Raw genomic sequence first — 14,172 nt, forward strand, 5'->3', positions numbered from 1 at the left:
CGTCCGTCAGCATGTGCAATTCTAATTGCGAAGCGACGTTTGTGCGGCAATTGTGTTGAGAAACACACGGCGGATTGCATCGTAGCCACGATCGTTCGGATCTTCGATGTTGCTATAGAACCAATAATAAGGATCCTCGGCGACGTAAGTCGCTCGCCAGAACTGTCGGCAATGGGAGCCATGTCCGAGGAACGTGTCGTGCAGAGGAACCAAGTGCACATTTTCGCGGCTTGAAGTCACCTCACGAATTGCTTCGTTGTACTGGCCATGAATCGCGAGCGCATCCGGCCAATCTGGCAAGAAGACACTCGGGGCGTCCCCAACGCCGTCGGTCGGATCGTAAATATCGGCGAGATAAATCTCGCAGCCGCCCGGGAACTTCGCTTCGATCTTATCAAGCATCTCATCCAGTCGCTGGCGATACGCTGCGATCCATGGCTTGGCCTGATCGGTCGTTGCACCATACATCGCACACTCTCGTGGGGCGGCGCGACCGTAGCTATGGATCAAATCGTTTCCCCCTGAGGTCATCACGACGATACCAAACACATTGGCATCGTACTGCGGCAAGCGGGACTCAATCGCCGTGAGATGTTCTTTGGACGTCGAGCCCGATACCGCCAGATTCTCTGAGTTAAAATTTGGTAGCACAGCGGAAAGAGACTTCCCTTGCATGTCGGCATATTCGTCCTGAGGATTAGCCAGCATCCGGTTGAAGAATGAGTGCTCTGGCGAATCCGCCCCAAGGCCCGCCGTGATACTATCGCCGACCCCGACCACTTGAACCGAGCGATCGGTCCACGCATCTGAGAACGGTTCAGCCGCTACCTCAGGCCCAGCCGGTCCGTTACCGACCGGACGCAGGATAAAATACTGCACATAAAATAACGCGGCACCGATTGCGATAACTCCAATTATCGAGATCGCAATAAGTCGGTTCTTGTTCCACTTCATGAAGAGCCGCCAATCGTCGCATGATTTGCCTACTCGGTCATGCTGGCTTCGAGTTCAACCAGGGGAGTATGATCAACCTGGATCAATCCGCGGCGTGGACGATCGAAATCGAGCACGACAAACAGCACTAACGTAATCAGTATGTTAAGGCAAAACCACAAACCGAGGAATCGTTTGCCCACCTCACCAGAAGAATGGCCCATAATTCCGCCAGAAACGACGAGACAGATTGCCAATAGCATCAATATCGAAATCGGCATCGGGTTTCGAACCGACCAAGCTCGCATGGCGTTCAAATCGATAACCGCATTTGCGGCTGGAACGATCTGACTCAAGCGAACTTTTTCTCCTTGTCCATGAACGGCCGCTTCCACTTCTTTCCATAGGGATTCCATTTGGACATTCATCGCCGCTTCATCCTCTGCGAGGACATCGTTACGAAGTCCGTTGTAGAAGTAGTCGATCCGGAGCTGAGTGTAATGTTTCAAATGCGATTGAATGTTCGTTGCTTCCGGGGCATCAAGCAGGCCGGCGCGTAAGTAACAGGTGCCAATTGCATTAGCTTCATCCAAGGCCATGCGTTGTCGCTGGTAGTAGCGACTACTGGTCGACGAATAGGAGAATCCTAACAGAAGAGCGACCAGCCCGAGGATGCTGGCCTTCAAGCCATTGCTCACGGCTCGCGAACGTTCGGAATCACCCAGCCCGGCTCTTCGCCCCAAGCGAAACCCGAGTTCATTAGCGACGAACGACATCACGAGCACGCCAAGCACAATCAGCCATGTCGGCAATTCGTAGACAACCGCCATAACGGCCTCAACCTAATTCGCGCAAGTTGCGGACGGCCTGGCCTCAGTGGCCAGTGCGATTCCCAACGGAGAATCACCCTGGATGATCGTCCGTCGATGGCCCAACCTCTACGAAAAACAGGCGAGAAGCGGTAGCCGCCGCTTACCGCTTTTAGCTTTGCCGGATAAGCCAGTTATTCCGGCAAAGCTGCCAACGGGCGTACTTCGACGGTGCCTTTCGCAGCAGGCGGAATCCGTCTGGCGATATCGATCGCTTCCTGCTCGGTTTCGACATCCAGGATATAGTAGCCCCCAAGCTGCTCGGTCGTTTCGGCGAATGGGCCGGTGGTTACCAGCGATTCGCCTTCGCGTACCCGGACACTCTTCGCCGTGGTGATCGACTCCAGTGGGGATGCCGCGACGAACTTACCTTGGCTTTCTAACTCTTGGCAAATCGCCATCGAATCGCGCATGCACTGCTCGCGTTCTTCAGGGGTCCAGCAAGATTCAGCGCCGTAAACCAACAGCATGTACTTCATTACTTGATTCCTTGGGGCTTCGTGGACCGCGAGACACCTCGTCCCGATTCCCACTTCCTTACGATCCTAGTTTGTCCTAGCCGCATTCATCCAGCAACGACCTTTCGAACGCGATATCGATTGGTCGATTCCACGAAGCGGTTTTCGACAACGCCGTCGCAGATTCTCGCGAAGTACGTGATATCGGCCTCTGAAATCGCAAAAACATCCAATTCCGCTGAGTTTTCTTAAGCTTCTGACCACCGCTCGTGGGGCGAATTGGCGGATTTCTTGACAGAATTCGGGACCTCGAAAAGACTAAGACATCTCTTCTCTCTATCAAGGTCCGGCACCCTAAACCGGGGCCACGCAAAGGTTTTCCCTCGATGCATCGATTAGCCACGATTGTTATCTCGCTTCTATCCGCCATCGTCCTGCAGGCTTACTCCCATGCCGCCGAGGTGACGCTCAGGCAAACACAAAATGGTTACCAGCTCCTGGTCGATGACAAACCGTTCGAAATCAAAGGTGCCGGAGGAGATGGCGACAAGGAGCTCTTGGCCAAATCGGGCGGTAATGCGTTTCGAACTTGGGGCATTGGTGACGACACACAAGCTCGACTCGACGAGGCCGAGGCTCACGGGCTGAAGGTCGCTCTGGGGATTTGGCTAGGGCACGAGCGTCACGGCTTTCGGTATGACGATCCGGCGCAAGTGCAAAAGCAGCTGGACGACGCAAAAGCAGCCGTTCTGAAATTCAAAGATCACCCTGCTGTCCTACTGTGGGGCGTTGGGAACGAGATGGAGGGATTCGAGAAGACGACAGATCCCCAAGTTTGGCAGGCCGTAAACGATATCGCCAAGATGATCCACGAGGCCGATCCTCATCATCCGACAATGACGGTGATCGCTGAGATCGGAGGAGACAAGCTACCGTCGATCGATCGATATTGTCCTGATATCGATATCGTTGGAATCAACAGTTACGGTGGTGTCACATCCATCCCCCAGCGATACAAGCAGGCCGGGATCAACAAGCCATACATTGTCACCGAATTTGGACCGCCAGGCACGTGGGAAATTGCCAGCAATGATTGGGGGGTGCCATCGGAATTGACCAGCACCGAGAAGGCCAAGATCTATCGTGATGCCTACGCTAAGTTAGCTGCCGACCAACACTGCCTCGGCTCGTTTGCATTTACTTGGGGCTTCAAGCAAGAAGCGACGGCGACCTGGTTTGGCATGTTCTTACCCGACGGAACGAAAATGGCCGCGGTCGATTCGATGACGGAAGCATGGTCTGGACAATCGCCGGCAAATTTGTGTCCGCGAATTGATCGACTTTCGATTGCAGGCGAATCTGTAGTCGAGCCTGGCGAGGAGGTGAAAGCCCATTTATCGGTTGTCGACCCCGAGGGTGAACAGTTGCAGGTGCAGTGGGTTTTGTTTCGCGAGATGGACGAATTCAACACGATGGGCGACTATCGCCCTGCACCTCCGACGTTCCCGGATGCAATCGTCGAGAGAAGCATAAAAGAAGTGACACTTAAGATGCCACTGATTCCGGGCAAGTACCGTTTGTTTGCCTACATTCGTGATGGGAAAGGAGGAGGCGCCGTTGGCAACGTTCCTCTCAAGGTGAAAGGGACAGTCCCATCACCTAGCAAAGATCGAGGATCGCAAATTACGCTTCCTTTAACCGTCTATGGTGACAACATGAACGGCACACCGTTCATCCCCTCGGGGTACATGGGGGACGTCGATGCAATCGCCATGAACGAAAAAGCCACCATTACGCCACACGCCGGGGAAACGTGCCTGGAAGTCGCTTACAACAAACGAGGCGGTTGGGGCGGTGTCGTATGGCAAAGCCCTGTCAACGATTGGGGGGATCTACCGGGCGGTTTCGATCTGTCCGCGGCTGACACGCTTTCCTTCTGGGCTCGCGGCAGAAAGGGAGGCGAGAAAGTCAAGTTCGGCTACGGTTTGATCGATCACAACAAACCTTACTTCGATACGGCCAATTCAGAAGCCGAGTTCACCTTGAGCAGCGAATGGAAGCAGTATCGCTTGCCACTTACCGGTCGCAATCCAGCAAGAATCAAGACAGGCTTCTATTGGATATTGGCCGGAACCAACGAGCCGATCACCTTTTACTTGGACGACATTGTCTATTCGTCGGAAGGCAGTTCCGCCGAGATGGGCTCTCCGATGCCGTTGCCGTTGAACCTAACGAGCGATGATACGAAGAACCTCCCGTTCGTTCCCTCCGGTTATATGGGAGATACTGGTGCGATTTCGATGGACGAGCAATCCAAATCGCAACCCCATACCGGCCAAACCTGCACGAAAGTCACGTTTAGTCAGGCTGATGGATGGGGTGGTGTTGTCTGGCAAAGCCCAGCCAATGACTGGGGAGATAAGCCAGGAGGCTATAACCTGACCGAAGCCGACCAACTAACGGTCTGGGCTCGTGGCGAATTAGGCGGGGAACGCGTGAAGCTGGGCTTCGGTCTGCTGAATAAGCCAGACGTCGCCTACCCAGATTCGGCCTCAGCTGAGCTCGAGATTACGCTTACCGATCAATGGAAAGCATATCACTTCGACCTGACGGACAAGGACGTCAGGCACATCAAGACCGGCTTCTTCTGGACCATAGCAGGCCAAGGGAAACCGGTCACGTTTTACCTGGACGATATCACGTACGAGCAACGTTCGTCGCTCGCAACTACTCCGACTGTGGAATAGGAAGCGGAGTTGCATTGAGCGTCTGCTGCTTAAGCTGCGTACCCTCGAACGGGATCTTCGTCGTCGCACGATCTAACAACGGCTTCAATTCATAAACGTTTGTGTAGCCATAGCTGTGTAGTGCATTGAACGAATGGATGTTTAGCGAAGCGGCTGGGGCTTTGGGAGCAAACGCGGCTGGTTCGTTCTTAAAGTTGTTGTTGCAATAGATCACCACTCGGGTGTCTTTCGTGGGAATAATCTCTGCCAACGCTTCTTCGGTGAAATCCGGCAAGGAAAGATTCACTGCTCCTCGGACATGCAACAACTTGTACATCGGCCCGCTTCGGGCATCGAGGAGAATTGTCTTCTTGTCCTTGATCATCCCAAGGAAAGTCTCTTCCGAGATGCGACGCTTCTCACGCAACTTGCCCACTTCTTCGACTTGCTTGGTAAATCCTTGATAGTCGATGATCGGATTTCCTTTATCCGCGGCCAGCAAGTAAGTTCCTTCCATCAAGAAAAACGTAACTACTCCCATCAAAATCAACGCACGCATCACTTCGACTCCTCGCAACTTGTCATGCCAGTTGTTTCTGGCCAAATCATATAAATAGGCGCAGACCACCCCCACCTAAAAGGACGATCCTGGAACACCCAAGGATCTTCCACTCGCGAAAATGTTCGATATTCGTGTCGACTTCCCAGCATGGCCAGGGCAACGAGGTCGCACGCATGATTAACACGCGATCGGTCAATATCTGTCAGAAAAAGTCGATATTGCGTACAACTTTCTCCCCATTCCGTTTCGGCTATTGCTTTGCGCTTCTGGGCTTGTTTTGATGGAAACTGATAGGTTTGCACCCCGCCTTATTTGCAACCTGCCTTGAACCTCGGAGATCGCTATCAATGAATCCATCTGAATCGACACGTCGATCCTTTCTGAAAACTTCTGCCGCCGGTGTTGCGGCCGGCTCGCTTGCTTTGCAAGCCAACAAGGCCAAAGCGGCTGATGCTAACTCGAAGCTGCGAATCGGCTTCGTCGGTGTCGGCGGTCGTGGCTTTGGCGCTCACGTTAAGAGCCTCTCGAAGATCGCCAAAGAAGGTGCCAACATCGAACTGGTTGCCGTCTGCGACGTGTACGACGCCAATCGCAATCGCGCTGCCGATTACATCGAACAAGAGAACGGCGGCAAGGTCGCACGCTATGTCGACTTCCGTGAAATGTACGCCAAGGAAAACCTGGACGCCGTTAGCATCGGCACGCCCGACCACTGGCACGCAATTCAGGCCATCGAAGGCATGAAAGCCGGCATGCATGTCTACTGCGAAAAGCCGATGGTCAAGCAGGTCGAAGAAGCGATCGAATTAGTCAAGGTCTGGAAAGACAGCGGCAAGGTCATGCAGGTTGGCGTCCAGGGAACGAGCCTTCCGGTTTGGGATGCGGCTCGCGAAAAGGTCAACGAAGGGATGCTTGGTAAAGTGCTCATGTACCAAACCGAGTACTTCCGCAACTCCGATATCGGTCAGTGGCGTTACTACAAGCTATCCAAAGATATGTCCCCTAAGACGATCGACTGGAAGCGATTCCTCGGTGTTGAAGAAGGACTGGCCGAAGATCAACCGTTCGACCGTGCTGTCTTCGCCCAATGGCGACGCTTCTGGGAATTTGGTTCTGGGATGTATACCGACCTGTTTGTGCATCGCACGACCCAGATGATGAAGGCGACCGGCCTGCGTTATCCAGCACGTGTTACTGGAAGCGGTGGTTTGTACTTGGAATACGACGGTCGTGAAGTGCCAGACGTCGCCACGGTTGTCGCCGAGTTCAACGAAGGTGCACAAGGTCTGGTCACCGCGACCATGGGTGCTTCGGAAACCCCGGTCCAACAGTTGATTCGTGGTCACTTCGGATCGATTGTCTTTGACGATCCTTCGTTCGATGAGTTCTCGTTCGTCCCAGAACGTCCTCAGGTCACGCACATCAGCCCGACCGAACTGCCGTATGAAAAGCAGGTCATTCGCCCTGAAAAGCGTGCTCCTAAAGATCAAACCAAGGCTCACTTCGAGAACTGGATCAAGGCCATCGAAGACAACACGCCGGAAACCTGTAACAACCCGCCAGACTTGGGTGCCGCCGCGATCGTGCTGGTCAACCTGGGTGCTCGCAGCTACCGCGAGGGTAAGATCTATCGCTTCGACGATCAGAAGATGGAAATCAGCGAAGCAGACGGATCATGGTCGAAGCAGTGGGAAAAGCGTTCCAAAGAACGCGGCACCCCTTCACATGTCGCCGGTTGGAAAGCAGGCGACAAAGGTTCGACCATCGAAAACCCAGACTACCAAAGCCTGGAAGGTCCTTGGATCGACGGCAAAGACCCTGCCGCTTAGTCGCTGGTATTCAACTACCATTCATAACAACAACGAAAACGGCACCTTTCGCGGGTGCCGTTTTTTTGTGCGGTTCACTGCCAACAGCAATGTGCTAAGACGGCAACGTGACGATACGCCCGGTGGTTTTTATTTCCCTTTTGACCGATATCCGCTAAGTTAGGAAACATCCTGCCTTTAGCTCCTTCACCCTCCGAGGGGAATTCTATTCATGTCGCTACTCCGCACCTTTACGTGTCTGCTTGGTCTGCTCTGCTCGACTTCTCTGCTGGCGGACGATCTTTCGATGACCCTTCGTTATCAAGAACCGACCGAGCTGAATAGCGATCGATTCCATCAGCTCACCCGCGAAGAAAGCTGGAAACCGCAGCACACTGCGATCATCGTTTGTGATATGTGGGACCTGCATCACTGCCGAAATGCGGTACTTCGCGAGCAAGAGTTCGCGCCTCGGTTGAATGAAGTGCTGAACAAGGCTCGGGAGCAAGGGGTCACCATTATCCACGCCCCCAGTGGATGCATGAAGCACTACCAGGACCACCCGGCCAGAACACGTGCCCAGCTGACTCCCAAAGCTTCCCATATACCGGACGGGATTACTTCCTGGTGCTATCAAATACCCGCGGAAGAGCAGGGGATCTATCCAGTTGATCAGTCCGATGGTGGCGAAGATGACGATCCCCAGGAGCACGCCGATTGGGCCAAGCAACTTGAATCGCGCGGACTGAATCCAAGGGCTCCGTGGACACGTCAAACCGAAGCGTTGACGATCGATCCCGATAAAGACTTCATCAGCGACCAAGGGGATGAAGTCTGGAGTATCCTGGCCGCGGCAGACATCGACAACGTCATCCTGGCTGGCGTACATACAAACATGTGCGTCCTGGGACGCCCGTTTGGCTTGCGGCAGCTTGCTAAAAACGGCAAGAACGTCGTGCTGATGCGCGACATGACCGACACCATGTATAACCCAGGAGCATGGCCCTTTGTCAGTCACTTCTCAGGTACCGACCGGATCATTTCGCACATCGAGAAATACGTTTGTCCGACCGTCACCAGCGATCAGATCGTGGGAGGTGAATCATTTCGATTCGCCAAAGATGATCGTCCGCAGGTTGTGGTCGTCATGGCGGAAGACGAGTACGACACCAATCAAACACTCCCAGAGTTTGCTACTCATTATCTGGGAAAAGACTTCCGTGTGAGCTATGTCTTTGGCAATGCCGAAGAGCGAAATGACATCCCGGGTCTCGACCTGGCGCTTGAGTCAGCGGATGCTGTGCTGCTAAGCGTTCGTCGCCGCGCCTTACCCACAAACCAAATGGTGGCCCTGAGAAAGTTCATCGCAGCCGGAAAGCCAGTCATCGGTATTCGCACGGCCTGCCATGCGTTTAGCTTGCGAGGGCAAGGTGCACCAGATGGAACGGAAACTTGGGACAAGTTCGATCCCGAAGTGTTCGGCGGGAACTACCATAATCACCACAACAACAAGCTCACCTCTCAGGTCAGCCCAATCGCAACGGCGAAGGATCATCCCATTCTGACCGGCGTTTCTCAAGATTCATTCACGCAATACGGTTCACTCTACAAGACATCCCCACTCGCCGAAGGCACGACCGTACTACTCAAGGGAAAGATCGAAGAGTATCCCGCTGAACCCGTGGCTTGGACATTCCAACGAGCCGACGGAGGACAATCGTTTTTCACTTCGCTGGGCCACAAAACCGACTTCGAAAACCCGTCGTTCCAACGCTTGCTTCTCAACAGCGTCTATTGGGCAACCGGCCTGAACGTGCCAAGAGAATTCGACTTGACGGTACCAACTCCACCAGCAAAGAAGATTTAGAACCTCATCGCGAGTCGAACAAGGCTCTACTTAAGCTTCGCCAACGCTCCATTGGGGCGCGACCAGGCCACTCTCGCCAACAGCGTGTTCCCTCGGGCACCGTGTTTGGGTAACCACTCGCCAACGGTAATCCACGACTCACTCGGCGAAGCATTCACGACATGAAAGTTCCCCATCAAGGCGACTTCGTTCGGAGCGTTGACGCCATCGCCGACCAAGGGCAAGGCTACACGTTCCGTCTCTTTCAACAGCACACGACGTTTCGGATCAACCTGACAAATGAACAGCGGAGAACGCCACCGCATGACACCGGTGTTGTTCGCTGCCCTTCGGTTGTACACCAGATATAAAGCGTCCGCGTGGGTCATCCAGTGCTGCTGTGTGGTCGACATTGTTAACAGCTCGCCGTCGTCAAAACTCCAAGCTTGCTTCGCTTCCCAGTTCAAACCGTCGTCACTAACCGATACGTAGCCACGGTCATCTTCAGCTCGAATGGTCAAGTAGTAGCGTCCCTGAAACTCGGTCATTGATGGTTCGAGCAAACCTCGTTTGACTTTATTTTCGAGCGGCGGCCCGACTTCTCTAACGGTCAGCGTCTCTCCGTCGAAACCGCAACGGACTCCGGCCACCATTCGATGACTCTCTCCAGCGCCAAAAGTAAACGCCAACAAAATATCTCCATTTGGCAGCACGACGCGCTGACCACAATTGTTGGTATAGATGTGACTGCCACGCGGGTCGTTCCACAGCAGCTTCTTACGATCACTCCACGTTCCGTCCGCCGATCGAACACAGTACATCGGGAAGCGAGACAACTGATCGCCGCGCGAAAACTTGGGGCCACGATAAAATACGCAGTGCCCCAAAGCCAACGTCGTATCGGTTTGCGGATGATACTGCGGAACGACGTCGCATACCCCCTCCTCAAGCCCTGCGTGACCTTCAACCGGTTTGCGTCCGAAGCCTTCGATCTCAACAGGATCGGTCCATGTCTTTCCCTGATCTTCGGTTGAAGTCCAATGCACCGGTCCGAAATAGTCGGAACCGCTGATCTGCTGCAAGGTCATCAATACCAGTGGATCAGCCGACGGTCGTGGAACCAGGCAAGCCCGCGGATGAAACCACGTGATCGAATTGCCGTCACGATTCTTCCACAATGTTTCGCGAGTTATTCCTTGAATCAAATCCCTGGAAGAAGCGGCGTTGCCAGAGGAGATAGGTAAGGCCAAAGCGGCGGCAGTGGCCAGAAAACCACGGCGGGAAAGCGAATTCGAACAAATCATGGAGGCAGGTCCTGGCGGGTAGGAGTTGCGTGGACTCTTGTTTTACTCCAGAACCAAGGCCATTGCGAGAAATTCCACACGCCGTCGAATTCAATAAGGCGGATCGCTCATCCTTTCACAGTCATGATTGGCCGTAACTCGGCGACCGGTCGCGCCATGCCGGCGTCTTTGATTGTCTCAATCACCGGTCCAATTCCTTTGTAAGCAAAAGGGGCCTCCTGCCGAAGTTCAGCGAGCTTCTTTTGCATGATATCGCGTCTTTGGCTGATTTCCTGGCGACGAAAATCGACGGGTGTCACCACACGGAACTGACGCATGAATGCCTCAAACTCACGTTCAAACCCTTTCATCGACGCACCCCGCGAAACGGCCCTACCCGCTCCATGAGCGGCACTTTGATTGGTACCGGCGAATCCATTACCTGCCAACAAATAGCTACTCGCCCCCATCGAACCAGGGACCAAGACAGGTTCGCCGTAATGGGCAAACGGTGTGTCAGCCATCGCATCGTAACCACGCGCCGGACAGGCTCCCTTGCGATGCACGTATGTTTCGTGTCCATCTTTGTCTTCCTTCCAAATCATGTTGTGGGGGGCATCATAAATAAGATCGAAGGTCGTCTCTCCAAGGCATTGTTCCAGACTTGCCCAGGCCATCAGCCCCAGAAACATCCTATTGGCGAAAGCAAAGTTAGCTGCATTGGACATCGTATCCCAGAAGATTGCGCCGGTGTCATCCACGTCGGGCGCTATAGGTAGAACGTAGATACCGTTCTCAGGATGAGAAATGCCCGTCGGATGAACCTCACGGACTTTGCTGCGATAGAAACTACCGCACGCGTAGCCAACCGACACGCTGCCGGTGTGAACCATCACCGTTACCATTCCCGCTTCAAGCCCCCAAGCGTGGGCTACCTGACCATTAAGAATACGTTCGACGCGTTGAAACTCGACAAAGTGGTTCCCTCCGCCGATCGAGCCAATCTGGCTATCTCGGGAGATACGGCCCGGCTTTCCCAGCAAGCTTTCCAAGCCATAGATGTTACCTGCTTGAAGATTGCCATTTCGGTCGATACGCGAGAGAGTATCCTCTCGGTCCGTTCGATGAAAGTAACTCCACATTCCCTCATCGAACGAGGCATCCACTACATCGAATAAGCCTTCAATCCCCGAGAGCAACATCGCTTCCCGATGCTCCCAGGCCATCGGAATTCTTCGCCCAGCCTCGAAGAACATCGAACGACATGCAGTTTCCAATTCGTCAGCTCGCTGCTTCACTTCGTCGGCATCAAGATTGGTTCGATGCAGACGCATGCCGCAGTTAATATCGTTGCCAATTGCCTGGGGAACAACAAACCCGCTGGTTTCCAAGACAGTTCCCACAGGTATCCCACTCGCCTTGTGAAAGTCGGGCGTTAGCGCAACGTTTCGAATCAGCGGCACTTCCGCAAAGCGATCCGGCATCACCGCATGAACAGCTTCTACCGTCTCGTGTAGTGTCAGCATCGAGTTTAATTCTCGCACTGCCGCCGGTTCGATCGGGACCTTTTCGTTAGCGAAAATGGTCACGTCGATTCCATACGGATTGTCGAGCGTCAGTCGATTCGAGTCGATGCGATTTAATTCGTTGATAGGGAGTTCCTGCGATCATGTAACAACGGGCCTGGATTCGCAAATGGACACTACGCAAGTGCCAAGGTTCGCATCGTCCGCGCATGAAAAAGGTCGGACGTCGTGTTCCCACGATGTCCGACCTTTGTTGTCTCGTGATATCTTCCGCCTGAACTAGTTCGACATATCGAAGATGCTCTTCGCTTCACCGGGCTTTTCCGCTTCGGCTTCCTGCTCTTCCTTCTTCTGCTGACGGCTCTTGCGGCGTGCCTCTTTGGGATCTTCTGGGGCGGTGAATAGTTTGGCGGCTTCGATTTCGACTTCACCCTTCATTGTGGCATCCTTTTCACTGGTATACCAAACCGTCCCTTTTACCTTATCGCCAATTTGAATCAGGCTGGGCTCGTGCAACTCGACTTTGATTTTGGCGTCTTCCGCGACTTCCACCAATACTTTTGCTCGACCAGCCGTCACGTTCCAGCGTCCGTCACGGGCAATACTAGTTAGTCGCCCAACAACGGTCACCTTAGCGGTCTCTTCCGTTGAACTACTGCCTCCATCATCGCCAAGTGTCGGCAAAGCGTCCGCTTGACTAACTCCCATCACAATACTTGGGCCTGGGGGAAACACACTAATCTCGCTCACCGCTTCCTGGCCAACCCCTTTCTTGTCAACTGTGGCGTCGAAGGTCACCAGCATACCTTGCCGGACCCAGCCTTTTTCCGCTTCGCCTCGGATTGTAATTTCATTGGGTTTCGAGTCGACCAAGATCACCCAGTCCTCGTCACCTTTTTCAGGCGTCAGCTTGATGTATTTACCACGAGCGTCGGCCAACTTGCCGGTAATCTCTTTCTTCTCCGGCTTCTTTTGAGCTGCTTGTCCCTGAAAGCCCGGAGCTTGTGCAAGGAGCGGGGAGACGGTGAGTAGGGTGACGAGTGCGCACGACAAGGCAAGAGAAGGGGAGTGGCGAAACATAACAGTCCTGAATAGCACCAAGTGGGGGAGAAGCACGGAGGGTTGTTATCTGTACAGAATAACGCTCTCAAGGCGGAAATGCCAATTTTTTTGAAAGATACCTTACCGCCTTGAATTCTACTTTGATCAATAACTGTTGAATAATCCTTGACTTCTATCGGCAAATTCTTCGGTTTGACTCTTCCACTGCCGGTTGTCCCCACGGCACCTTGCCGCGAAAATAAGTGCTGACAGGTTCGACACTTGCACAGAAAGCCCCAATCATGTCCACGCACCCCGCGAAGAGTGCTCGACTGACCGTTCCTCAATTCGTTGCCCGAAAGACGGAAGGCAAAAGGCTAACGGTCCTTACTGCGTACGATTACCCAATGGCCCGTTTGATCGACGAAGCCGGAATCGACGCCATTCTGGTCGGAGATACCCTTTCGATGGTCGTTCAGGGGCATGATTCGACGATCCCGGTGACTCTGGATGAAATGATTTACCATGCCAAGATGGTCACCCGAGCGGTTACCAACGCCTTGGTCATCGTCGACATGCCGTTCCCCTCGAACCTGCTTGGCGTTCACGAAGCGATTCGTAACGCGGGTCGAATCTTGAAGGAAACGGGGGCCCAAGCGGTTAAGCTCGAAGGGGGCGCCGATCAAGCTGAGGTGATTTCAGGTCTGGTCAATGCGGGCATCCCCGTGATGGCCCACATTGGCCTTCGACCGCAACTTGTCCACCAGATGGGCGGTTACAAGGTTCAACGCGATCACGAACGCCTAATGAACGATGCTCAGGCCGCAGCGGATGCGGGTGCGTTTAGTATCGTCCTGGAATGTATCCCTCAGGAGTACGCTGCCGAGATTACAAAGATGATCCCCATTCCGACCATTGGAATTGGCGCTGGCACCTCCTGCGATGGCCAAGTCTTAGTGCTGCATGACATGCTTGGCCTCACCTCGGGGCATGTCCCTCGCTTCGTGAAGCAGTATGCCGGTATCGGCGAGTCGATTACCAACGCCGTCCGCCAATATTGCGAAGACGTTCAAAAGGGGGAATTCCCTGGGCCGGAACATTCGTTCCGCTAAGCCTTACT

General features: G+C 53.8%; 11 protein-coding genes. 4 read left to right on the forward strand and 7 right to left on the reverse strand.

Features of this window, described 5'->3' with window-relative positions:
* Positions 1–21: 21 nt before the first annotated feature.
* From C5Y83_RS16680 to C5Y83_RS16690, 3 genes are all read right to left on the reverse strand, one after another.
* Complete coding sequence (locus C5Y83_RS16680; protein ID WP_105330908.1) at positions 22–954, reverse strand: SGNH/GDSL hydrolase family protein; 933 nt, start codon at positions 952–954, stop codon at positions 22–24.
* 29 nt (positions 955–983) lie between these two features.
* On the reverse strand, positions 984–1,763 hold the full coding sequence (locus C5Y83_RS16685) for a hypothetical protein (RefSeq protein WP_105330909.1): 780 nt from the start codon (positions 1,761–1,763) through the stop codon (positions 984–986).
* A 173-nt stretch (positions 1,764–1,936) separates the two neighbouring features.
* Complete coding sequence (locus C5Y83_RS16690) at positions 1,937–2,281, reverse strand: YciI family protein (RefSeq protein WP_105330910.1); 345 nt, start codon at positions 2,279–2,281, stop codon at positions 1,937–1,939.
* 365 nt (positions 2,282–2,646) lie between these two features.
* On the opposite strand from C5Y83_RS16690, the gene C5Y83_RS16695 reads away from it, so the two are divergent.
* Positions 2,647–5,007, forward strand: a complete 2,361-nt coding sequence (locus C5Y83_RS16695) for a glycoside hydrolase family 2 TIM barrel-domain containing protein (protein WP_105330911.1) — start codon at positions 2,647–2,649, stop codon at positions 5,005–5,007.
* On the opposite strand, the gene C5Y83_RS16700 is transcribed toward C5Y83_RS16695, so the two are convergent.
* Entirely contained in the window at positions 4,988–5,545 is a 558-nt protein-coding gene (locus C5Y83_RS16700) for a rhodanese-like domain-containing protein (protein WP_105330912.1), read from the reverse strand. The genes C5Y83_RS16695 and C5Y83_RS16700 overlap by 20 nt on opposite strands.
* 350 nt (positions 5,546–5,895) lie before the next feature.
* Here C5Y83_RS16700 and C5Y83_RS16705 point away from each other — a divergent pair, with 350 nt between their 5' ends.
* On the forward strand, positions 5,896–7,377 hold the full coding sequence (locus tag C5Y83_RS16705) for a Gfo/Idh/MocA family oxidoreductase (protein ID WP_105330913.1): 1,482 nt from the start codon (positions 5,896–5,898) through the stop codon (positions 7,375–7,377).
* 211 nt (positions 7,378–7,588) lie between these two features.
* Positions 7,589–9,223, forward strand: coding sequence for an isochorismatase family protein (locus tag C5Y83_RS16710; protein ID WP_105330914.1), 1,635 nt, complete (start codon positions 7,589–7,591; stop codon positions 9,221–9,223).
* Positions 9,224–9,249: 26 nt separating this feature from the next.
* On the opposite strand, the gene C5Y83_RS16715 is transcribed toward C5Y83_RS16710, so the two are convergent.
* The 3 genes from C5Y83_RS16715 to C5Y83_RS16725 form a co-directional block, all read right to left on the reverse strand.
* Positions 9,250–10,506: a sialidase family protein gene (locus C5Y83_RS16715; RefSeq protein WP_105330915.1), complete on the reverse strand. Its 1,257-nt coding sequence runs from the start codon at positions 10,504–10,506 to the stop codon at positions 9,250–9,252.
* 107 nt (positions 10,507–10,613) lie between these two features.
* Positions 10,614–12,074, reverse strand: coding sequence for an RtcB family protein (locus C5Y83_RS16720; RefSeq protein ID WP_199195063.1), 1,461 nt, complete (start codon positions 12,072–12,074; stop codon positions 10,614–10,616).
* A 216-nt stretch (positions 12,075–12,290) separates the two neighbouring features.
* The gene (locus C5Y83_RS16725; protein WP_105330917.1) at positions 12,291–13,091 is read right to left on the reverse strand and encodes a hypothetical protein; all 801 of its coding nucleotides are present in this window, start codon (positions 13,089–13,091) and stop codon (positions 12,291–12,293) included.
* Positions 13,092–13,354: 263 nt separating this feature from the next.
* On the opposite strand from C5Y83_RS16725, the gene panB reads away from it, so the two are divergent.
* Positions 13,355–14,164, forward strand: a complete 810-nt coding sequence (panB, locus tag C5Y83_RS16730) for a 3-methyl-2-oxobutanoate hydroxymethyltransferase (RefSeq protein ID WP_105331878.1) — start codon at positions 13,355–13,357, stop codon at positions 14,162–14,164.
* Positions 14,165–14,172: the final 8 nt, after the last annotated feature.

The organism is Blastopirellula marina (assembly GCF_002967765.1).
Taxonomy (GTDB): Bacteria; Planctomycetota; Planctomycetia; order Pirellulales; family Pirellulaceae; genus Bremerella; species Bremerella marina_A.